General features: G+C 63.0%; 19 protein-coding genes and 1 tRNA gene. 3 read left to right on the top strand and 17 right to left on the bottom strand.

Features of this window, described 5'->3' with window-relative positions:
• The first annotated feature begins 399 nt into the window (after positions 1 to 399).
• Complete coding sequence (locus tag ELY13_RS13085; protein ID WP_126174367.1) at positions 400 to 579, top strand: hypothetical protein; 180 nt, start codon at positions 400 to 402, stop codon at positions 577 to 579.
• 1,383 nt (positions 580 to 1,962) lie between these two features.
• Here the strand turns inward: ELY13_RS13085 and ELY13_RS13080 are convergent.
• A complete protein-coding gene (locus ELY13_RS13080; RefSeq protein ID WP_126174366.1) occupies positions 1,963 to 2,694 on the bottom strand; it encodes a hypothetical protein in 732 nt (243 codons plus the stop codon).
• Between the two features lie 22 nt (positions 2,695 to 2,716).
• On the opposite strand from ELY13_RS13080, the gene ELY13_RS13075 reads away from it, so the two are divergent.
• Complete coding sequence (locus tag ELY13_RS13075; RefSeq protein ID WP_126174365.1) at positions 2,717 to 2,932, top strand: hypothetical protein; 216 nt, start codon at positions 2,717 to 2,719, stop codon at positions 2,930 to 2,932.
• Between the two features lie 200 nt (positions 2,933 to 3,132).
• Here the strand turns inward: ELY13_RS13075 and ELY13_RS13070 are convergent, their stop codons facing one another.
• The 16 genes from ELY13_RS13070 to ELY13_RS12995 form a co-directional block, all read right to left on the bottom strand.
• Positions 3,133 to 3,318, bottom strand: coding sequence for a hypothetical protein (locus ELY13_RS13070; protein WP_126174364.1), 186 nt, complete (start codon positions 3,316 to 3,318; stop codon positions 3,133 to 3,135).
• 627 nt (positions 3,319 to 3,945) lie between these two features.
• Positions 3,946 to 4,620 carry a hypothetical protein gene (locus ELY13_RS13065; RefSeq protein ID WP_126174363.1) on the bottom strand — a complete coding sequence of 225 codons (675 nt, stop codon included), beginning with the start codon at positions 4,618 to 4,620 and terminating at the stop codon, positions 3,946 to 3,948.
• Entirely contained in the window at positions 4,617 to 5,282 is a 666-nt protein-coding gene (locus tag ELY13_RS13060) for a hypothetical protein (protein WP_126174362.1), read from the bottom strand. Before ELY13_RS13060 ends, ELY13_RS13065 begins: the two co-directional genes overlap by 4 nt.
• 63 nt (positions 5,283 to 5,345) lie before the next feature.
• Positions 5,346 to 8,543: a hypothetical protein gene (locus tag ELY13_RS13055; protein WP_126174361.1), complete on the bottom strand. Its 3,198-nt coding sequence runs from the start codon at positions 8,541 to 8,543 to the stop codon at positions 5,346 to 5,348.
• A 220-nt stretch (positions 8,544 to 8,763) separates the two neighbouring features.
• Positions 8,764 to 9,975, bottom strand: a complete 1,212-nt coding sequence (locus ELY13_RS13050) for an AAA family ATPase (RefSeq protein WP_126174360.1) — start codon at positions 9,973 to 9,975, stop codon at positions 8,764 to 8,766.
• Positions 9,965 to 10,549 (bottom strand): hypothetical protein, encoded by a 585-nt coding sequence (locus ELY13_RS13045; RefSeq protein ID WP_126174359.1) that lies wholly within the window; start codon positions 10,547 to 10,549, stop codon positions 9,965 to 9,967. The genes ELY13_RS13050 and ELY13_RS13045 overlap by 11 nt, the downstream gene beginning before the upstream one ends.
• Complete coding sequence (locus ELY13_RS13040; protein ID WP_126174358.1) at positions 10,549 to 10,782, bottom strand: hypothetical protein; 234 nt, start codon at positions 10,780 to 10,782, stop codon at positions 10,549 to 10,551. Before ELY13_RS13040 ends, ELY13_RS13045 begins: the two co-directional genes overlap by 1 nt.
• Positions 10,783 to 10,967: 185 nt before the next feature.
• Positions 10,968 to 11,171 (bottom strand): helix-turn-helix domain-containing protein, encoded by a 204-nt coding sequence (locus ELY13_RS13035; protein ID WP_126174357.1) that lies wholly within the window; start codon positions 11,169 to 11,171, stop codon positions 10,968 to 10,970.
• Between the two features lie 54 nt (positions 11,172 to 11,225).
• Positions 11,226 to 11,894 (bottom strand): hypothetical protein, encoded by a 669-nt coding sequence (locus ELY13_RS13030; protein ID WP_126174356.1) that lies wholly within the window; start codon positions 11,892 to 11,894, stop codon positions 11,226 to 11,228.
• 143 nt (positions 11,895 to 12,037) lie between these two features.
• On the bottom strand, positions 12,038 to 12,487 hold the full coding sequence (locus ELY13_RS13025; RefSeq protein ID WP_126174355.1) for a hypothetical protein: 450 nt from the start codon (positions 12,485 to 12,487) through the stop codon (positions 12,038 to 12,040).
• Complete coding sequence (locus ELY13_RS13020; RefSeq protein ID WP_126174354.1) at positions 12,484 to 12,867, bottom strand: hypothetical protein; 384 nt, start codon at positions 12,865 to 12,867, stop codon at positions 12,484 to 12,486. The genes ELY13_RS13025 and ELY13_RS13020 overlap by 4 nt, the downstream gene beginning before the upstream one ends.
• Positions 12,868 to 12,960: 93 nt before the next feature.
• Positions 12,961 to 14,193, bottom strand: a complete 1,233-nt coding sequence (locus ELY13_RS13015) for a tyrosine-type recombinase/integrase (protein ID WP_126174353.1) — start codon at positions 14,191 to 14,193, stop codon at positions 12,961 to 12,963.
• Between the two features lie 167 nt (positions 14,194 to 14,360).
• A tRNA-Thr gene (locus ELY13_RS13010) sits at positions 14,361 to 14,436 on the bottom strand.
• 73 nt (positions 14,437 to 14,509) lie between these two features.
• A complete protein-coding gene (locus ELY13_RS13005) occupies positions 14,510 to 15,040 on the bottom strand; it encodes a DUF4142 domain-containing protein (protein WP_164549807.1) in 531 nt (176 codons plus the stop codon).
• 142 nt (positions 15,041 to 15,182) lie between these two features.
• Positions 15,183 to 16,079, bottom strand: coding sequence for a hypothetical protein (locus ELY13_RS13000; RefSeq protein ID WP_126174351.1), 897 nt, complete (start codon positions 16,077 to 16,079; stop codon positions 15,183 to 15,185).
• Positions 16,072 to 17,385, bottom strand: coding sequence for a replication-associated recombination protein A (locus ELY13_RS12995; protein ID WP_126174350.1), 1,314 nt, complete (start codon positions 17,383 to 17,385; stop codon positions 16,072 to 16,074). Before ELY13_RS12995 ends, ELY13_RS13000 begins: the two co-directional genes overlap by 8 nt.
• A gap of 239 nt (positions 17,386 to 17,624) precedes the next feature.
• On the opposite strand from ELY13_RS12995, the gene ELY13_RS12990 reads away from it, so the two are divergent.
• Positions 17,625 to 18,539 (top strand): SDR family oxidoreductase, encoded by a 915-nt coding sequence (locus ELY13_RS12990; protein ID WP_126174349.1) that lies wholly within the window; start codon positions 17,625 to 17,627, stop codon positions 18,537 to 18,539.
• Positions 18,540 to 18,654: the final 115 nt, after the last annotated feature.

Below are 18,654 nucleotides of genomic sequence, written 5' to 3'. Positions count from 1 at the left end.
TCACAGCGCCTCCTTGCGCCGCCTGTGAATCAAATCTGCGCTGCTTTGGGAATCCCTTTAATGGGTCCTGAGCCTAGAAGAGGCAGACGCTTCTGCCTAGCAGACGCTCAGCCAAGGTCGCTGTTCCCGCTGAATGGTGGATCCCCAAAGTCCCGCCTCAACACCCGGGTAGTTGCCAGGCGGTGAGGAAGTAGCTGCGGCGCTGCAAAAAGAACGGACCTCGCGCCAACCGAGGTAAAGAGGTGAGCGCGAGGTCCGAAAGGTTGCTCACGGGAACACCATGAGTGAGTGCGGAACGGACTGGTCGGGCGTCGATTTCTCGGGTGCGGTTACCACGTAGCGGGAATTAGCCGACCCTAATCTACCATGGAGGCAACCAGTCACTGAAGGTCCGACACCATGACGCAGACGGCAAAAGTGCGCGATTACCTCCCGTTCGCCTGCCTAGCTTTCGGGGCGATCCTCGGCGCAATGGGTCTTGCAGCCGCGCTTCCTTACCTGGGGTATGTCCCCGGGGGCTCATCCACCCCATGTGAAGTGGTCGATGGACGGGATGCTCCCGCCGCAGCGTCCGGATAATTCCCTTGGCATAGCCATCCATCGTGATCTGCCAGCCGTGGCCAACAGCCGGAGTGGTTGGGTGCCGCCTCGCCTGGGAACCGCGGTTACTACGTATATGAAATAGCTCGTGAAACGTGTCCTCTTCGTAGCAATGAGGATGCTTACAATGACCGAGGTAGAGAATATCGCGGCTGTGGTGCCCGTCTAGCAGGTGGACCGTGAGGCTGCGGCGGCATGGCTGAACACGCAAACATCGTCCGAACATTATCGCGCGACATCGCTCGTCCTGTGGAAAGAGTGGGATGAGCATCCTCTTGTGCAGGCCTTCGCCCGTCACCGGCAGGCCGCAGAGGAACGTGGTGGGAGCATGCGACAGCGTCGTTGGGGATGATCGCGGGGCTACACACGCTCCCGCCGCAGCGTTCGGATAACTGCTTCCGCATACTGGCGCATGACGCGCTGCCAGTAGTGGCCGGCCTGCTCCCACGGACGCGACCCCGGATGGGGATCGTGGGCGAACTGATCATCACCGGCGAGGCGATCTGACCTCGCGGGAGGTGGCATTCGGGCGGAATGGCATGCGCGGGCGCTGCGGCTGATCCTACAGCTCACGTTCGAGCAGCATCTCCATCAACCGGCGGATCTTGGAGGCGATGAAACGGGGCACTGCTCCTTCCGAAAAAAGCCCCCGCCGAAGCGGGGGCTATGAGGACCATAAACGCCGGACTGCAGTAGGGAGGAGGATGCCGGCCGGCGCTCTCGAACGCAGGACGCCCGGCGCCCGGCACCGTTCCGGCCATGCGCCCAAGTGGTGGGCGAAGAAGGTGAGTGGATGTGACGTTCAAAAACGGACGTAGCGCTATGCCGTTGTAAATCGCAGCGAGGTTCCGGGACTTGGCTACCTTGTTCTCCATCCCGCGGCGCGCCAGAAGTTTGTGTGCCATTCATCAGAACATCTGCCGCGCAGCACCCATAGTGCCACGGCCAATGCACTCGTCTGGGGCTTCAAGTGTCACCTCGCCGCGCGCGAGACTGCCGGCACCTGTCGCACCAACCAGCCTTGCCCAAAAACCAATGCTGGAGCTTCCCGTGTTGCACTGGTCCACCCCGTTGGCAAACCGATGGGCCGATCCTCTCACGGGCACGTGCTGGTGAAGGGTCCGCCGATGACCTGCGTTTCAGAAGGGAACGGCGCTGGCAGTCGCACCGCTGCGTGGTGCACGTCACCGATCGGCGGCGACCTGTCTTGCGCGATGGTCCGCGGCGGATGGGCGCTGCGGTGGGAGCGATACTGGGGCGGGCATCGCTGCCCGTAGGTGCGTCCACCCGCTAAGGTTCACTCACCCGATGAAAGGGCGAGCCAAAGCCCGCCCTCCCTTTTGTGGACGGCACAACAGATGCTCAGAAGATCGCGCCCTCAGGTGGGGGGATGTGATCCCAGCGCTGCACTATTCCCGCGCACGCCGCTCGTATCTCATTGAACCGGTAAACGGCATTGCCCGGAGCTGGATGGCATCGGCCCGACCACATGTCGATCGCAAGGCACATTTCCTTTTCAGGGTCAGTCTCAGAAAGTCCCTGCTTCAGTTTCGCGTCGAGGTAGCCGAACGATATCGCGCCCTGCCAGCATGCTACATCTTCACCCAAGGGCTTGTTCTTAGCATAGCGGAAGAAGGCGACGCCCATCTTGGGTACGTTTCGCCGGTTGACTCGCTTGAGGACGAGACTCGGGCTGAATGTAAGATGGAACCCCTCGAGATCCAGTCCGAGCATTCGCTCCGCCTTTGTAACCTCTTGCACATGACCGGGCAGACCCGGGCGTATTGCAAGAAATCGTTCGATGTAGTCCGCGTTATGCTCGGCGAGGTCGTTTTCGAAATCTGAGCCGTTCAAGCCGCTCCGCAAAATGTCCATTCTGGTGCGAAGAGAATGATCATCTTCGGTTCCGCTTGACAGCCAGTAGGCTATGGATTCTTTCGCGTTATCATGTTGAATGAGACGCGCCCGCGGTCGGTATTTACAACTCCGCAATATGCTCCGTCTCGCCTGCTCGGATGCGGCCATATAGTCCGCGAGGCGATTGGCGGACATGCCGGGCTGCTTACGAAGATCGTGCGTTTTCTGCTCAGTCATGCGCTTCACCGGGAGAAATGTTGTGGCCAGCCTGTATCTTAGCGCCATCGGAGAGGGCGGTCGGACGATCGTCCTGAAGCCGCTGACCAATCGCGCAGCACAGTTCCTCGATCCTCCGCTCGCTGACACCAGCGGCTACTTCCTGGTGGAGGAGAATGGGCACGAGACGGCAGTACTCGCCCGGGTGGAAACCGAAGACGCGGCCCTGCGTCTGGCTAAGCTGCTCGGACTCGTCTGAGGCCTTGGGCCTCCTTCGCTGGCTTAAACGGACCAGGGCACTTGGGGTATCAGTCATAGCAAGTCTTCCACTGCTATGGGCAGGCAAACCTTGACCAAGATGATTGGAAATTTCATATCACCCTTGTGAAGAGGCTGAGGGCTTGCCGGCCCTTAGTTGATTACCCCGTCAGTCCGCACGACTGGCGGGGTTTTTCTTATCTACAGCGTGGCCCGCCGCATGTGGAATCGGGAAACGCCCTTGGGTGGGGAAAACTTTTCAGAAACATGGGGCGGCCTTCTCTGCGTCAGCCACTGTAATGTCGCCTTTATCAGCAACCCGGCACCGGCAATCACAGCCACGACAATCAGCAGCGTGGTGTCCACTACCTTGTCGGAGTCGGTCATCATTCTCTCCCTGCTTGGCAATGACCTGCACGAGAACCTTCCGGACTTCCTCAGGGTCAGATCAGCCGAACTCATCGAACCAGACCGGCGATCTTCTCCAGAGCCGCTGTCGCTTGCTCCCACGCGCGATCTTCGGCGGCTTGGCAGTGACAGGCGAGGGCTTGAACGTAAGCTAGTTCGTCAAGGTACCTGCGCATCCCGCCCGGAACGAGGGTCTCGGTTGAATGGTGCATCTGCTCCTAAAGTGCAGCCGCATTGCGGTCCACCTGTTCGAAAGGCACCATCTCAGTCTTGGGAATGGTCGGAGGCTTCAAAGCCCCGCTAGCGCATCCGCATAGGCTGAGCGAGGCACGGACGCCGGGCTCAGCAGGTCGGAGCGCGACGTTGAAAAGTTCCGATTTGCAATCATGCCAACAACTTCGCCTGACGCTCTCCTAGGAGCTCGTATATGAGGAAACCTTCGCGATCTTCGATCCCCTGAGTGCGCCGATGTCTGCGCACAAGAAAGGCGGCAGGGCCTATGGCAAAACCCTGCCGCCTCCTGTTGTCCCGTCCAGCCCCCCGAACAGACTGGCGGAACGTCAAGCGGGCGAAGAGGAAGGACGCCCGCTCGAACTGATCAGCCTGTTATTGCGGCAATTCCTTGTAGAGCCGGATTTGCAGGGCGGAGCCCCCCTTGTAAGCCAAGCTGGAAAGGGCATCGACCACTTCCTCCGGCACCTCGACCTTGGCCTTGTGCGCCAACAGCCCCTGCCCATGAGCGTCCAGCACCATGCCATCGCGCACTCTTTCGAGCGCCCTCACTTCATGCACTCCGGCCTTGGTTGTGTAATGGACGGCCCGGAGCGCAGCGCAACACTGCTCGATCTGTTCCGCCGCCACACGGGCCTCGTTTGTCACGGTTTCGACCAGCCCGGCAGCAGCCTCGCTAAGGCGCCGCTCGGCTCCGCCCTGAACCTGGCGGATTTGTCCCCGGTAATGTGCGATATTATCCGACAGATGCCTGATCCCTTCTGTCAGGGCGCGATATTCTTTCTCCAGAGCGTCGTATGTGCCCGGGACGGCTGCGGCTTCGCGCAAGGAAACGCCCTCCAGAAGCGCGTTGGCTGCGGCAAATCCGTCCGGTTTGGGATCGCGCTGCTGAGCGACAACAGCTTTGATCCGTCCTCGCCCGGCCTCGATCGCCGCCTCGCATTCCTCAATCTTGCGTTCCAGTTCGGCAATCTGTTCGTTCTCTTCGGTGAAGTCCAGAGCGGCGAAGGCAGCCTTGGCTTCGGCGATCGTAACAGGATCAAAGTTCACTTGTTGTCTCCGTTCCGGCCATAGACACGGTCCCACACGCTAGCGGAATCCTTCCGGCCCTTCGCGGGCTCATCGGTCGCCTTGGTCCGGCCGATGGCAGCGTTGGCGTGATTCCAAACGGCATCGGTTCCGGTCGCCTCGGCTTTCGGCTTCGGCGCTTCCGAGGCGGTGCTGCTGGATCCGTGCACCTTGGACCACACCGCATCCGATGCCGCGCGTCCCGCGGGGGATGCGGCGTGAAGTTCCCGATCGGTCGGCAGGTCCGAAAGGTGTGCGACAATGCGCGCCGCGCTCCAGCCCTTGTCCGCCGTCAGCAGGGTCACGCAGCCCCGTTCGCGGCCGCGCGAATGCGGCGAGGCGAAGACTTCGGCCATTCGGGCACGTTCCCGGCTCGTGGCATTCTGGGCGGCAAACGCTGCCTCCATCGCTGCGGTGTTGGTCGTGGCCTTGACGGAACCAGCCGGAGCGGCTGGGGCTTTGCCGCCTGCAATGGTGCGCAGGGTTTCCATCGCCTGCCGATCGCCTTTCGCGGCACGGTCGCGCAGAGCGCCGGTTGCGGCATCGGCCTGCTGAAGCAGGTCTCGCGCTTCCAGCGTTCGGCTGGCCTCCTGATCGCCGGCCAGGGCGCGGCGTTGCAGGTCCATAAGTCTCTTGTCGTCCATGGTCATTCCTTTGTGTTTGCGTGCTGCGTCGCTTTTCCGTGGTCTCCGGGTGAAGTTGGGCCGCTAGAACCGCCCGAGCGTGCCGTAGTCGTAGCTCGGGCGCCCCCAGCCGGTGCCGGTCTGACTGGCGAGATTGATCAGGCGGCCGAGGTTGCGGTTGACGGCCTCGAGGTGCGCGTTCGTTCCGTTGGCGATCTCATCACGCAGCTGGTCGACCGAGTCCGCAACGGCGCGATTGTCGTTCGCCGCCGGCCGATCACCGAACGGGCTGTCCCGCCCGTCGAGGTCGAGGCCGGTACCTTCCGAAAGCGCGGTCGTGGTGAGGCCCTTCACTTCGTCGAGCAGTTCGAAGTAACTGCCTTGCGATCCGGAAAGCTGCCGCTCAATGTCGAGCAACGTCCGCGCCGCTTCGGCGAAGTCGTCGTAAGCCGTCGCATCACCAGCCGCGACGCGCTCCGCCAGCGGATTGTATTCCGCCTCTGCAAGGTCCTTGCGGTCCCGCAGGGACAAGGCGGAGTTGCCGACGGTCAGGTCGCTCATCAGGTCGCGCAGGGAGCCCAGCGAACGCTCCGTCGCGTCCTTGATGATCGCGTCTCTTTCCAACCAGTAGAGTTCTTCCAGGTCCGCCCATTCAGCGGTGCTGGCGCCCGCCTGCTTGAAGATATCCTGCAGGTGCTCGAACTCGTCATCGAGGTCATCGAGTGCCGAGCCCACCGGATCCTTGAGGGCCTTGAGCCGGTCAAAGACGCTGCGGAAATCCAGCACATCCTGAAGGGCCGCTTCGATGTCGCTGTTCGCCTTCAGCAGACGCTGTTCGGAAGCCTTCAGGCCTTTGATCGCACCGTCTGCGACAGCATTCCCGAGCGCGTAGGCAATGGCGGCGGCCTGATCCTCGCCGAAGTTTACGGCGCCGTTCTTGATCTTCAGCGACGTACCGTTCGGGTTGACCCGGAAGTCGCCGCCCCTTGTGCCGATCGCGACTTGAAAGCTGCCAATGTCCGCGTCCAGCTGATCAGCGAGCTTGCGCAGCGCCTCCTGCACGGAACTCCCGAGGCCGCTGGCTACGCCGTAGTTGCCATCATCGGCCCCAGCGACAGAGGATTTGCCCATGCCGGTGACGTTGGCGCGGGCCGTCTTGCTGCCCCCGCCGAGCACGCCGCCGAGCACACCGCCGATCAGTCCGCCCGCGATGGCACCGATCGGACCGCCGGCAGAGCCGAGAAAGCCGGTCAGGCCCTTGGTGAGCGCTTCCCCGCCAGCTTGGCCCAGTGCCCCGCCGATCGCGCTTCCTGCCTGGCCTGTGGCGCTCTGCTCGCCAAAGAGGCTGGCCGCCGCGAGAGAGCCAATACCGGCGCCCTTCATGGCATGGGTCATGGTCTCACCGAAGACGCCCGTGATCCCGAAGACGTCGCGCAGTTCGTCGCCGAGCGTGCGCGCGATCACGTCGCCCTCATCGTTGGTGCGAGTGCCGGTGACTGTGCCCAGCAGGGCGCCCAGCGGGCCGGGAACCGCACCGCCAGTTGTGAAGCCCATCACGTCCCCAAGGATGCCCCCGACGCCGCCCAGATTGCCCATAGCGCCGACAAGCCGGTCGAGATCCTGCGCCAGGAGTTGTGCCTCCTGCCGCTCGCGCTCGAGGACGCTGCCTTTGTCGATGATCCGCGTCTGCCAGTCGTAGTATTCAGACCAAGCCGCGTTCACGTCTTCGATGCCCTTGGCCGCGGCGTCCGCTTTGAACGCATCCTCCTGCAGAGCGAGGGCGGCCTTTTCGCGCGCCGGACCGACCAAGCCGAGGAGCTCATACTCATCCCGCAGTGGCTGGATTGTCCGGCTGCGGAACTCGGCCAACGCTTCAGCCGACTGGGTTGCCGCCTCTTCGCGCGCCTGGGTCGAGATCGCTTCTTCGCGCGAAGCGTTCAGTTCGTCGATCCGTTGACGCTGCGCATCCGTTGCCGCCGCCTCTCGGGCTCGGGCAACTTCAAGCTGACGGATTTGACCAGGCGTGGCGCCGATGCGCGCAATCTCCTGCTCCAGGCTGGCGATGTAGCTGTCCGCTTCCTTCGCGGCCTGCTGCAGCGCCTTGGCTTCGGCCGTAAGTTCGCTCTTCCGGCTGCGCACGGGTTTGCTAGGTTTGTCATCCAACTGGTCCAGCCGCCCTTGGGCAGCAGTCTGCTTGTTCCGGATTTCCGTGTTGAGGCGCAGGGTTTCGAGCGCAGCGTCGGACTCCTTGATCGCCTTTTCTGCCGCCTGCTTCTGTGCGGTCATCCGGCTGAGATAAGCGGTCTGACCTTGGATAAGATCAGCGCCGCCCGGCATGCCGGCCAATGACTCGATTTGGGCCCGCGTCTCGGCAATCTCACGGTTTGCCCGGGCAAGGTCGCCCATCGCCTTGATCTTCGCCTTGACGTTCAAGTCAGCAGCATCGGTGAATTCCGAGACCTGGCTGACGGCATTCTGGACCTTCTTCATCGCCTCCTGCGCGGCGGTCCCGACACGGCCGAGCGCGTCTTCCGTCTCGAACAGCTTTCCGATCAATGGCCCGAGCGCCATCACGCCGATGCCGATTCCGATGCCCCATGGGCCGCCGAGGAATGAGGCGAGTTTGCTGGTGCCGCCGCTCATCATCTGCACGGCTTGGGTCACCTGGCCGATCTGCGAGGCGAAAATCTGCGCCGGCCGGGCGCCCATCGCGTACATGACCGAAACGTCGCCAAGCTGATAGCCGAGCTGCTGCAGTCCTGCCCGATGAGCGGCGGTGGACATTGCGGCATTGTCATTCGCGATCCCGGCCCGGCGGGTTGCTGCGGTCACGGCGGTCACGTCCGACACGGTGCGATCAAGCACCGCTTGCACCTGCGCCTGGGCTGAGGCGTACTCTCGCGCGGACGCGGCCGCCTGCTCTGCCTCGCGGGCAGTCGCCTGCATGGCTGCGACCTGAAGGCGCGCCGTCTGCGAGAAGTCCCCCGCTTCCTTGGAGGCCATTTCGGTCGCGAGCGCCAGTTCACGCGCGGCCACTGCCTGTTGCTCCAGGCTGGCCGCCTGGCGATGAAGGCCGGCGACGTCGAGGTCGAGGCTCCCGAATTTACTGCGCTCTGTCGAAAGCGCCCGGTCAATCATCCGCTGCGCCTCAGCGGAGAACGTCTGGAACCGGCGTTCGGCCGGAGTCAATGCGCCGTCGATTTCGGAGAGGAACGCACTCTGCGTCCTGCTGTCCTTCCGATGCTCAAGCTTGAGGAAGGCGGGGAAGATGGTTTCAGCCATGGGTCAGGTCCTTTCGCTGCCGCTGGCGCGCCGCCGCGGTGTGTCTGCATGATGGGTAGGCAGGGAGGTCCGATCGGTGCTCATTTCCACCCCCTCCGATGCCGGACAAAATGGGCGGACAAACGGACACCCCTAAAGGGGTGGTGTCCGGAATGTCCGGCCCCAGAATTCCGCTTGTCCGAAAAGTTGTCCGCAGATTTGTCCCCAGTTGTCCGGAAGGTCAGGCAAGCCATACCCATTCCTCCCATGATCCCAGCAATCCTGCGGCTTTGAGCGCCGTCATCGCGCGTCTGGCCGTGCGCTCTGCCGTGTCCGCAACTTTGTCCGGCTGGGCCTTCACGACGCTCAGAAACTCGGATTTCAATTTGTCCGCTACTTGTCCGCCGTTGATTACGCGCCAGATTTTCGAGCGGTCGATAACCTCCCGCGGAAGGCTGTCCGGCGGCTCCTTTCCGTGCAGCGCGATCAGCGTTTCGATGGCTTCGAAGGCGATCTTGTTGTGCCCCTTCAGCGACCGCTTCTTGCTCTCCGCTGCCGACGGCTTCGGTGCGGCCTCATGCTCCACGATCTCCACCAGGCAGCTGGTGATCTCCTTCCCCCGCGCATTGGTGCCGAGCGTGATCGGGTCGAGCCGGAATGAGACTTGCTCGCCCTCTTCTCCCTCCTTCTGCTTCACAGTGGTCGCGGTCTTGATGTCGTCGCCTTCCACCAGGATCGAGGTGACGATGCCGCCCCGAAGCGAACTGTGGCCGCGCTCTGATTGTCCCTCTCCGTTGCGGGGGCGATGGTGGACAATCAGCGCCAGGCAGTTGAACTCCGAGGCGATCCGCTCGCAGTTAGCGACGTAGTGCCCCATGTCGTCCGTGTTCTCCTTGCCTGCCCCGAATGTCTTGCTGAGCGTGTCGATCACGATCAGCGCGGGTGCGCAGGTTCGTTCCGCTACATGCCGGATCGTGGAAATCAGCCGGTCTACATCGGTGCCCTTCGGGGCCTGCAGGTCGATTGGGGCGGGTACGAATGCGAACGGTGCCGTGCGCGAAAGCACCCCTTCATCGATCATGGCCGAAAGGCGGTTGCGGAACCCGCTCTGTCCCTCAGCGGCAAGATAGAGAACCATGCCGCGTTCGACATGTCGCCCGGCCCATTCCCGCCCCTCGGCCACATGCGCCGCCATGTGCAGCGCCAGAAACGTTTTGCCGGATCCGGGATGACCGTAGAGCACGCCAGCGCCAGACTTCGGCAGGAAGTCGTCGATTAGCCAGACTCCATCGAGCACCGGCTGCACGTCGCCAGCCCATTCGAAGGGAAGTAGCGGCCGTTCTCTCGCTGCGCGCTTATCTTCCCGTGATGGGGCACCGCCTTCCGCATAGGCATCGGCAGGCGCGAACGGTGGCAGGTCATCGCGCTCGGCATCGGCGAGGCTAAGCGGCATGAGCGACCTCCACCCGCGGGAGGCGGATCGACTGGCGCAAGGCGCGATCGATGCGGGCCGCCAGGTGCGGCGTGTCCGTCAGCAGTTCGCCGGACGTCAGCAGGTGCGCCCATGCTGGCGAGGATGCGGACCAGTCCAAAAGGCAGACCGCTGTTCCGCCGGCGCGCAGCCATTCAAGCGGCGTCGAGACCAGTAGCAGCGGATCGCCATTCGGGAAGATTAGCTGGTCCTCGCCAAGTGCCCAGCCGGTGCCGGTCCGCCAGAGCCAGGAGGCAGGCGAGGAAGTGCGGAAGGCGATCAGGTCGACCAGTTCGGGCGTCTCGATTTCGATGCCGAAGGCATCGAAGACAGTCCACCGGCATACCGGCAAGATCATCGCGGCCGTTCCGGCGTCGTCCGGCTCCCACAAGGCGTTCGGCAGGGTACGGATGTGCGCCATCCCCGCGGGCGGCTGGTGCTGACCGACCTGGGCGATTCCCTCCAGCAGTCCGAGGCGGCGGACGTGCTCAAGATGCTGTTGCCGGAGCGCTCGTTCGTAAGCGTCGAATTCGGCCAAGAGTTCGGCGGAATTCATCAGCCGGGTTCCTCACTCGGGCGGAACGTCAGCACTGCGGCAAGGCCGTGCTTCTCTGCTGTCAGAAGCGTGTAGGTGAGGGCCGCCCCGCCTGTGTCGAAATCGCGGGCGAGGTCGTAGAGATCCGGCCGCCAGTAGATTCGCACGGCGTAGGCGGCCCCTTGCGGCTCCGCAGTGATCCACCCCTGCTGTTGCCCGAGCAGTCGGACCACGTTCGCGGGCAGGTCAGACATGAGCACCCCCAAACGCGATTGCGGCGACGGTTTGGGCTGTCGAAGGTGTAAGATTGTAGCGCGACGCGATGAGTTGCGCCGGCCAGTTGCTCAGGTTATCGAAGGACTGCGACCGGCCGCCAAATCGATCGCGCTTCGCCCCGCCCGTGCCCACGATTGGCGGGGCGTTGCATGTCTGGGCCATATCAGGCCGCCTCGCTCGAAAGCAGCTTTTCAACCGACTGGGCGAGGATCAAGCGCGACCGGCCCACCGTCACGCTGTCGAGCTTCTTTTCCCGAAGGAGCTTAAAGACGCTGCTACGGCTGAGCCCAGTAATCTCTGCAACGGTGTTTGGTTTGTACGCCAGCGGCTTTAGGACCGCCGTTTCGTTTTCCACAGGCTCCGGCATTTGTAAGTACCTCCTTTGCTGATGTGCAAGGAAGGTTGTCGGAGGTGCTGCGGTTCACGTCACGGGAGTTAAAATAGTCCGATATTTTTCTCCGAAGCGGTCCTTCAGTCGCTCGCAAAGTCTTCTGCGCTTGCTGGTTACTTCACGGCTCCCCTGCATCATCGGAGAGAACTCAGCCAGCGCATCGTCGAGGGTGCGGCCTTCGTTCTGTACGGCGTTGATTACCTTCTCCACGATGTCGGTGTCGTCGTACTGTTGCCGGCCGCGCATTCTCCCGCGAGGATTTGGCAAGTCCCCCGGCATAGCCGCCCGTAAGACCAAGACGTCACATGCTTCGCCCTCGAGCACTCCTTCATCCCTGATCCCGTGGCACTGACGGAAACGAAATGTGCTCCCGACGCTCTCTGCGAATGAGGGATCATTGAGCGTGATGATTGGGCCGTGTGTGCGTGCAGCTTCGAGGTAGTGAAACCAGAAGGCGACGGGAATTAGGCCGTCGGCATTTAGCGGGATATGTTCTTCACCCTTTGCACTGGAGAGCACCAGCTTGAAATCCGCCCCTCTTGTCGGGCGGGAGGGCAGTTCGCCGGATGTCAGACGCTCGGCTATGAGGTCCCAAACGAACGAGTAGCTGAGAACGAAAGACCCGGAGAAAGCTTCTAGGCGGCGGGCGAGTAGCAGTTCGCCGGCTTCCTCAAGCGGTATCCATTTGGTCGATGCCATACCGCCTCCGTAGCGGTTCCGAAGGTGAGACGGGGCAGGCGCGTCGGAATCGCGCTTTTCGGTCGGCCAACCTATCCCCGTCGCGGCAACAGTGGCCCGACCAGCGGCCGGGCGCAATGTCGCCGAATTCACTTCGTGCCGGATCAGTCGGGCCTGTAGAGACCGACAACCTTTCCGACCATTTGATGAGCCACCGCCCATTCCTGAAACGGGCCATCATGAAAGCCGCTCGGAAGGCGATGCCACCAGCGCCCGTCGCGCCGCACTGCTTCGACTACTTCCCGCCGGGTTCGTAGCGGACTGCTAGGTTGCGCCCTGCTGGTTCGGTCTCCCCTCTCCAGCTCGAGCCACATCTCCCAGCTCATGCCTCCAACGGGATATTGGCTCTCGACAACGTAGAAGTTGCCTTCCTTGATCGGGTCTCTGCTTAAGCATTCTCTATCGTAAACTATGACCATCCCGCGAAGGGCAGCCACGTCGTAGTGGTAGTCTGGAATGCTGGTGAAAATCCGCATTCCGTTGAATGAGAAATCCTCTTTGGCTGCGATCAGGACCGGCAAAGAAGCGGCTGATGCAAGGGCAGTTGCGTTCACGATCCTGCCCCCTGTTTGCGGTAGTAGTAGCGCATTCCATGGGCGCGCATGTGAGCGTTCAGCGCGTCGCTACCGTAAGGCAGAGCTTCGATCAGGGAGAGCAACGCGCGCATTTGCCCGTGGTAATGGTTGGCCGCAAACGATCTCTGACTCGAACGAACCTGTTCGGGTAAGTCAGCAGGCGGCTCCACATATGCCGGGCTGAAATTGTACATAGGGAATCCGAGGGTCGTCCTGTCATCATCCTGGAGGTGGACCGATCCCCCTGCCTCAGTCCAATGCTGAAGCCACGTGGCGGCGAACAGGTCGAGACCGGGCGCCAATTCGCTCGGAAAAGGTCGCGGCTGGTGATTACTCTCGTTATTGGTTGGATTAGCCATGTCAGCACTCCTTTGCTGTGGTGGTCAGGCCCGGCCGGGTGCTCCAATCACCTGGTCGGGCCGCTTCTGCCGGGCGAATCCCGGCGGAATTTGTCAGCCCGCCTCCCGTTCGGGAAAGGGGACAATTTCGGCGCCGTCGCGCAGCTGGTCGAGATAGTCGCTCCACCACTGAGCCATGCGGACGCGCTCCTGCCAGTGCTGGCCGCGATGATATGCGCCGCGGATTTTGTCTTCGTCACCATGGGCAAGAGCGCGCTCGATCGCATCGGCGCTCCACTTCCCGGACTCGTTCAACAAGGTGGAAGCCGTGGCGCGGAAGCCATGCGCCGTTGCCTCATCCTTCGTGTACCCCAGCCGCCGCAGGGCCGCGTTCAGCGTGTTCTCGCTCATCGGGCGGGCCGCGGTGCGGATGGAGGGGAAGACGTAACCCGTCGCCCGGCTGGTAAGCTCGCGTGCCTGTGTCAGGATCGCGACAGCCTGCCGTGACAGCGGAACGTGATGCGCTTTCCTCATCTTGGTTTTCGCGGCCGGGATCGCCCAGACCGCTTTGTCAAAGTCGAACTCTTCCCACTGCGCCTCCCGCAACTCGCCCGGCCGAACGAACACGTGGGGGGCAAGGGCGAGAGCCAGCCGTGTATGCACATGGCCATCGTAACCATCGATCGCGCGCAACAAGGCACCCAGTTGGATGGGGTTGAGGATGGCCGCCCGGTGCTGCGTGCGGGGAGCGGTAAGCGCGCCTCGCAAGTCGCGGGTCGGATCGGAGCCCAGCCGAGCCGTCGCGACCGCATAGCGCATGACGCTGCCTGTCATCTGTAGAGCGCGCCGGGCACTTTCCAGGTTGCCTCGCATCTCCACCTTGCGAACAGCGCTCAGCACGTCCGCCGGCTCAATGTCGCCGATCGGGAGCGGCCAGATGTCCCGCACCTGATCAAGAAGGAATTCGGCCTTGGTCAAGGTGCGATCGGCCCACGGGCGTTCACCATCGCGCCGCCGCTTGTCGAAATACTCCCGGGCGATCAGTTCGAAGGTGTTTGCCGCCTGGGTCGTGGCCCGGGCCTTTTCCCTCTGCTTCTCGCGCGATGGATCCTTGCCGACTGCAAGCGCTTCCCGGGCATCATCCCGGCGCTTGCGGGCGTCCGCTAGGCTGACGTCCGGATAGGTGCCGATCGCGAGCTTCTTCTCCCGGCCGTCGATCCGGTACTTGAAGCGCCAGAGTTTTCCGCCGCTCGGCTGGACCAGCAGAAACAGGCCGCCGGCATCGCCCATCTTATAGGGCTTCTCGCGCGGCTTCGCGTTGCGGATTGCGGTATCGGTGAGGGCCATTGTGGGGGCCACGCTCCTTCGCAGTTCTCGGATGGCCCCCTAAGTGGCCCCCCTCAGGGATCGGCTTCCTGTGATCTACTGTGAACTGTGGGAGCCTCTAAACCCCTAGATACCGGGGAATCCCGGTGTCTGCAATGCACTACGGCGAACTGCGAAGAACTGGTAAATGGTGCCGGCTACAGGATTCGAACCCGTGGCCCCCTGATTACAAATCAGGTGCTCTACCAACTGAGCTAAGCCGGCGCCGGTCCCCCATGCGACAGGGCGGGGAAAAAATCCAGCCTTGTTGCTCGATGGGGAAGGGCGCCAGCCGAGACTACCTTTCGATCTGCTTGATGTTCTGCAGGTGGCTTTCAAAGATCGGCACGGCTTCCGCCGCGTGGGCGCGGAGGACCGGATCGTCGCCTTGGTCCCGGTAGTGGGTGACCAGGGTGACGGCTTCCTCATGCGCAAGGGTTTGCTGGTCGAGGTACATCTTGTCGAAGCTGTCCGCCGGGGAATCCAGCAGGTGCCGGACCAGCGAAGCGCGTCGGGAGTCGAGTTCGTTCGGGATCGCTTCCGGGCCGACCTTGGCGGAGCGGGCAACTGCATCCTGCAGCTTCAGCGTGGTATCGGTATGGTCCCGGATCATGCGTTCGGCGACTTGCAGCACTACAGGCGACGTCGAGCGCTGCTGTGCGATGCGTGCCGCTTCGATTTCATACATGTCGCTGATTGCGGCGTTCGTGACGAAGCCTTCCGCGCTGTCGGTCAAGTACGCGCCCGCCTTGCCCATCATTCCGCCGACAGTATCCATTACCTTGTGCGCGGCTTGTTCCAGGCCGCTTTCGTTGTCCTTGTGCGCCATTTGCATCTCCTGCTTTTTGGTTCGTTCGTGAATCGAACCGCCGCCGCGGCAGAAGGGTTCGCATGGGGGGAAGAACTGTCGCGTGGTTGCCACGCTTCAACGCGCGGCGGCGATTCGCGCCGGTTTCGGCGCTGAAATCTGGTCAGCGGGCACCGAACGTCCAGCCTTCGGTCTGCGCGAGAGCCGGGGTGAGGGCAGGGGGTGCCCACAGCTGCGCACGACCAGCGGCGCGGCGCAACCAGGCCGACGTCAGCAAGGCATCGGTCTGATGATCGTCGATCGGCTCCTGCCCCACAGACGGGGGACTGCCGATCGCCGCCAGCGCGTCATCGAGATCGGAGCGGCTGCGGATCTTTGATCGTCCGGGGCGGCGGCCTGCCTCCAGTGCGGCGATCGCGGTGTAGATTTCCACTACCACGGATGTTCCGCCCGGCGGCGGACTTCCGGGCAGGAGATCGACTGGCCAGACCGGCAGGCGTCGCGGCAATCGGTGCAGCAGGCGCATTCCCGAGAGGCTCGACTTGCCGACTTGCGCTGCGCCGACGAGATTGAAATTGCTGTAGGGTTGGCAGCCCATCGCCGCCTGCGCCTGTTCCGTTACCCGGAAGCGGCCCCGGCGGTGACTCGCTCCCGCGCCGTGAAAGCGGTCCCCCTCCCGTGCCCCGTGGCGGCGAAAGTACCGGCTTGCCTGCGGGTGATCCACGAAGCTGGAGACGCCGAGATGCGGATCGACCGCGCAGATTTCCTCCACCAGCGCCCACAAGCGGCGCGCGTCGGGTGGGCTTGCATCCCACCCGGGAAAGAACGCGCCGCAATCGACGAAGGGCAGCGAAATACCAAGATCGAGCCCGACCAGTGTACCCGTCGGCATGTCCTGTGTCAGCCAGGCAAGCACCTCCATCCGGGACCAGCGGTGCCCGGGACGGACCAGGCGCGGGGGGCCGCCTTGGGCATCGCACAGCGCAAGTGCAATGCCGGCCAGGCGTTCCCCGGCCGCGCCGGACCAGTCGATCGCGGCAAAGTGGGCAAACTCAGTCACGCTTCGAAGTGCGCGGCCCCCGTCGCCGGTTCCAGAAATCCATCCGGCGGACGACCTCACGTTCGAAGCCGCGTTCATGCGGTTTGTAGAAGTTCGGGCGATCTGGGCCGCTCAACGGGGTGGGGAAAAATTCCTGGCCTGAGAACGCATCCGGATGGTCGTGGTCGTACTCGTAACCTTTGTGGTAGCCGAGTTCGTCCATCAGCTTCGTCGGCGCGTTCAGGATGTGCTTGGGCGGGGGAAGGGAGCCGGTCTGCTTTGCCAGTGCGAGAGCGGCTCCAAACGCCATGTAGGCGGCGTTCGATTTCGGGGCTGTCGCCACAAAGGCGATGGCTTGGCCCATGAAAAGCCGCCCTTCCGGCCAGCCGACCCGCTCAAATGCCTCCCAGGCGGCCATTACCTGCACGAGCGCGTTCGGGTCGGCCATCCCAACGTCTTCCGATGCCGCGCAAGCCAGTCGGCGGAACACGACGCCTGCATCTTCCCCGGCCGTCATCATCCGTGCAGCCCAGTACAAGGCGGCGTCCACGTCGCTTCCCCTGAGTGCTTTGTGAAAGCAGCTGAGGAGGTTGTAATGCGCTTCCTGCGCCCGGTCATAGATCGGCGCGCGCTTCTGCACGGCCTGGGCAAGCTCTTTCACGTCCAGCGGCTCGCTCGCTTCCAAGCCGAACAGATCCTCGGCCAGTCCCAGCAGGTAACGCCCGTCGCCATCGGCCATTTCGATCAGGGCGTGGCGTGCATCCGGCACGACAGGCAAGGCGCGCCCAGTGTGGCTTTCTGCCCGCTGGAGCAGAATCTCCAGCGAATCGGCGTCGAACCGGTTGAGAACGTAGACTTTCGTTCGGGAGAGAAGCGCAGCCACGATGCTGAAGCTGGGGTTCTCGGTCGTGGCGCCGATCAGCAGGATCGTCCCGTCCTCGACATGAGGAAGCAGGGCATCCTGCGTCGTGCGGTTAAAGCGGTGCAGTTCATCCACGAAGACGGCCGTCTGGCGCGCGGACGATGCGCGGAGCTGCTTCGCGGATTCGATTGCCTTGCGCAGGTCCGCAATTCCCGAAAGGACCGCCGACAGTTGCACGAACTCAAGTCCCGCTTCCTGGGCAATCAGGCGTGCGATCGTGGTCTTGCCGACGCCCGGAGGGCCCCAGAGAATGAAAGAGGATAGCTGCTTGCCTGCCACCATCCGGGAAAGGGGCGCGCCGGGCGCAAGCAGGTGGTCCTGGCCGACGACATCGGACAGCTTCTGAGGTCGGAGTTCTTCCGCCAGCGGCCTGCGTGCCGATGCTTCGAACAGCGATCCGGTCATTTTTTCTCCAGGTCCAGGGTTGATGGCGAGCGTTAGACGGAGCGCTAGGCTTGAGCTTATTAAGCCGAGCGCCGGATGCAGGTACAGACGAGTCTGACGAGCGACGCGGCCTTTCCACCGGAGCGTGAACCGATCTCTGTCGGACACTGCTCCAGCAGACGGGTTACGCAACTCGATGCCTCTGACGGTTGCCACTACAGTAACACTCGTTATGATCTGCCGAGAGAATGGGAGATGACATGGGCAAGATCATTGTAACGGGTGCGTCTGGGCAATTTGGCGGCGCGGCGGCAAAGCTGCTGCTGGAGAAAGTTCCGGCGGACGATCTGGTATTCCTGTCGCGCACGCCTGAAAAACTGGCGAGCCTTGCTGAGACAGGCGCGCACGTCCGCTATGCGGACTTCGACGATCCTTCCAGCTTGCGTGCGGCGATGGAAGGCGGCGAGAAAATGCTGCTGATCTCCACAACTCGCGTCGGCTCTCGGCTAAGCCAGCACACCAACGCGGTGGAAGCGGCTGTGGCGGAAGGGGTGAAGCACATCGTCTACACCTCCATTATCGACGGCGGGAATCCGGCGCATCCCTCGGTCGAACAGCATGACCACTACGCAACCGAGCAGGTCATCGAAAAATCCGGCGCGGCCTGGACCCATCTTCGGGACAGCCAGTACTCCGAAGCGGTTGCCACGGCGATGGCAATCCCGGCGCTGCAGGCCGGCAGCAAGCCGGACAACTGCGGCGACGGGAAGATCGGTTTCGTCAGCCGGGACGATTGCGTGGCAACGGCAGTCGGCGTGCTGACCCAGGACGGCCACCTCAACCAGGCTTACGACGTGACGGGTCCTGAACTGATCTCGATCCCCGAAGCGATGGCCATGATCTCCGAGATCGCGGGCAAGCCGATCGAGCTTGAACCTGTCGATGATGAGGGGATGTATGCCTACTTCGATTCGCTGGGCGTGCCGCGCCGTGCGTCGGACGTTTTGCCCGATGGCCCCATTCCGTGGGCGAGCGAGGGCATGGTGACGTTCGGACAATCGATCCGCGAAGGGTATTTCGCGAAAGTCACCGACGTGGTGGAACGCGTGACGGGCCGGAAGCCCCGCACCCTGCGTTCCGTGCTTGAGCAGTACGCGCCCACCTGGCCGAAGTAAGTCCGGGCGCCTGATGGCGGACCGTGCCCCGGAAAGGCACGGTTCCGCCGTCGCACCCGTATCGGAAGGAGCCAACCCCGCCGGCGCCGGCGTGGCTCGGCACGCAGGGGTAGAC

The organism is Altericroceibacterium xinjiangense (assembly GCF_003958635.1).
Taxonomy (GTDB): domain Bacteria; phylum Pseudomonadota; class Alphaproteobacteria; order Sphingomonadales; family Sphingomonadaceae; genus Altericroceibacterium_A; species Altericroceibacterium_A xinjiangense.
This window is presented reverse-complemented; position numbering and strand designations above follow the sequence as displayed.

What these genes read in the sequence shown, in the direction of transcription:
- ELY13_RS13085 (WP_126174367.1), top strand. Translation starts at nt 400, where the DNA reads ATGACGCAGACGGCAAAAGTGCGCGATTACCTCCCGTTCGCCTGCCTA.
- ELY13_RS13080 (WP_126174366.1), bottom strand. Translation starts at nt 2,694, where the DNA reads ATGACTGAGCAGAAAACGCACGATCTTCGTAAGCAGCCCGGCATGTCC.
- ELY13_RS13070 (WP_126174364.1), bottom strand. Translation starts at nt 3,318, where the DNA reads ATGACCGACTCCGACAAGGTAGTGGACACCACGCTGCTGATTGTCGTG.
- ELY13_RS13060 (WP_126174362.1), bottom strand. Translation starts at nt 5,282, where the DNA reads ATGGACGACAAGAGACTTATGGACCTGCAACGCCGCGCCCTGGCCGGC.
- ELY13_RS13055 (WP_126174361.1), bottom strand. Translation starts at nt 8,543, where the DNA reads ATGGCTGAAACCATCTTCCCCGCCTTCCTCAAGCTTGAGCATCGGAAG.
- ELY13_RS13050 (WP_126174360.1), bottom strand. Translation starts at nt 9,975, where the DNA reads ATGCCGCTTAGCCTCGCCGATGCCGAGCGCGATGACCTGCCACCGTTC.
- ELY13_RS13045 (WP_126174359.1), bottom strand. Translation starts at nt 10,549, where the DNA reads ATGAATTCCGCCGAACTCTTGGCCGAATTCGACGCTTACGAACGAGCG.
- ELY13_RS13040 (WP_126174358.1), bottom strand. Translation starts at nt 10,782, where the DNA reads ATGTCTGACCTGCCCGCGAACGTGGTCCGACTGCTCGGGCAACAGCAG.
- ELY13_RS13035 (WP_126174357.1), bottom strand. Translation starts at nt 11,171, where the DNA reads ATGCCGGAGCCTGTGGAAAACGAAACGGCGGTCCTAAAGCCGCTGGCG.
- ELY13_RS13030 (WP_126174356.1), bottom strand. Translation starts at nt 11,894, where the DNA reads ATGGCATCGACCAAATGGATACCGCTTGAGGAAGCCGGCGAACTGCTA.
- ELY13_RS13020 (WP_126174354.1), bottom strand. Translation starts at nt 12,867, where the DNA reads ATGGCTAATCCAACCAATAACGAGAGTAATCACCAGCCGCGACCTTTT.
- ELY13_RS13015 (WP_126174353.1), bottom strand. Translation starts at nt 14,193, where the DNA reads ATGGCCCTCACCGATACCGCAATCCGCAACGCGAAGCCGCGCGAGAAG.
- ELY13_RS13005 (WP_164549807.1), bottom strand. Translation starts at nt 15,040, where the DNA reads ATGGCGCACAAGGACAACGAAAGCGGCCTGGAACAAGCCGCGCACAAG.
- ELY13_RS12995 (WP_126174350.1), bottom strand. Translation starts at nt 17,385, where the DNA reads ATGACCGGATCGCTGTTCGAAGCATCGGCACGCAGGCCGCTGGCGGAA.
- ELY13_RS12990 (WP_126174349.1), top strand. Translation starts at nt 17,625, where the DNA reads ATGGGCAAGATCATTGTAACGGGTGCGTCTGGGCAATTTGGCGGCGCG.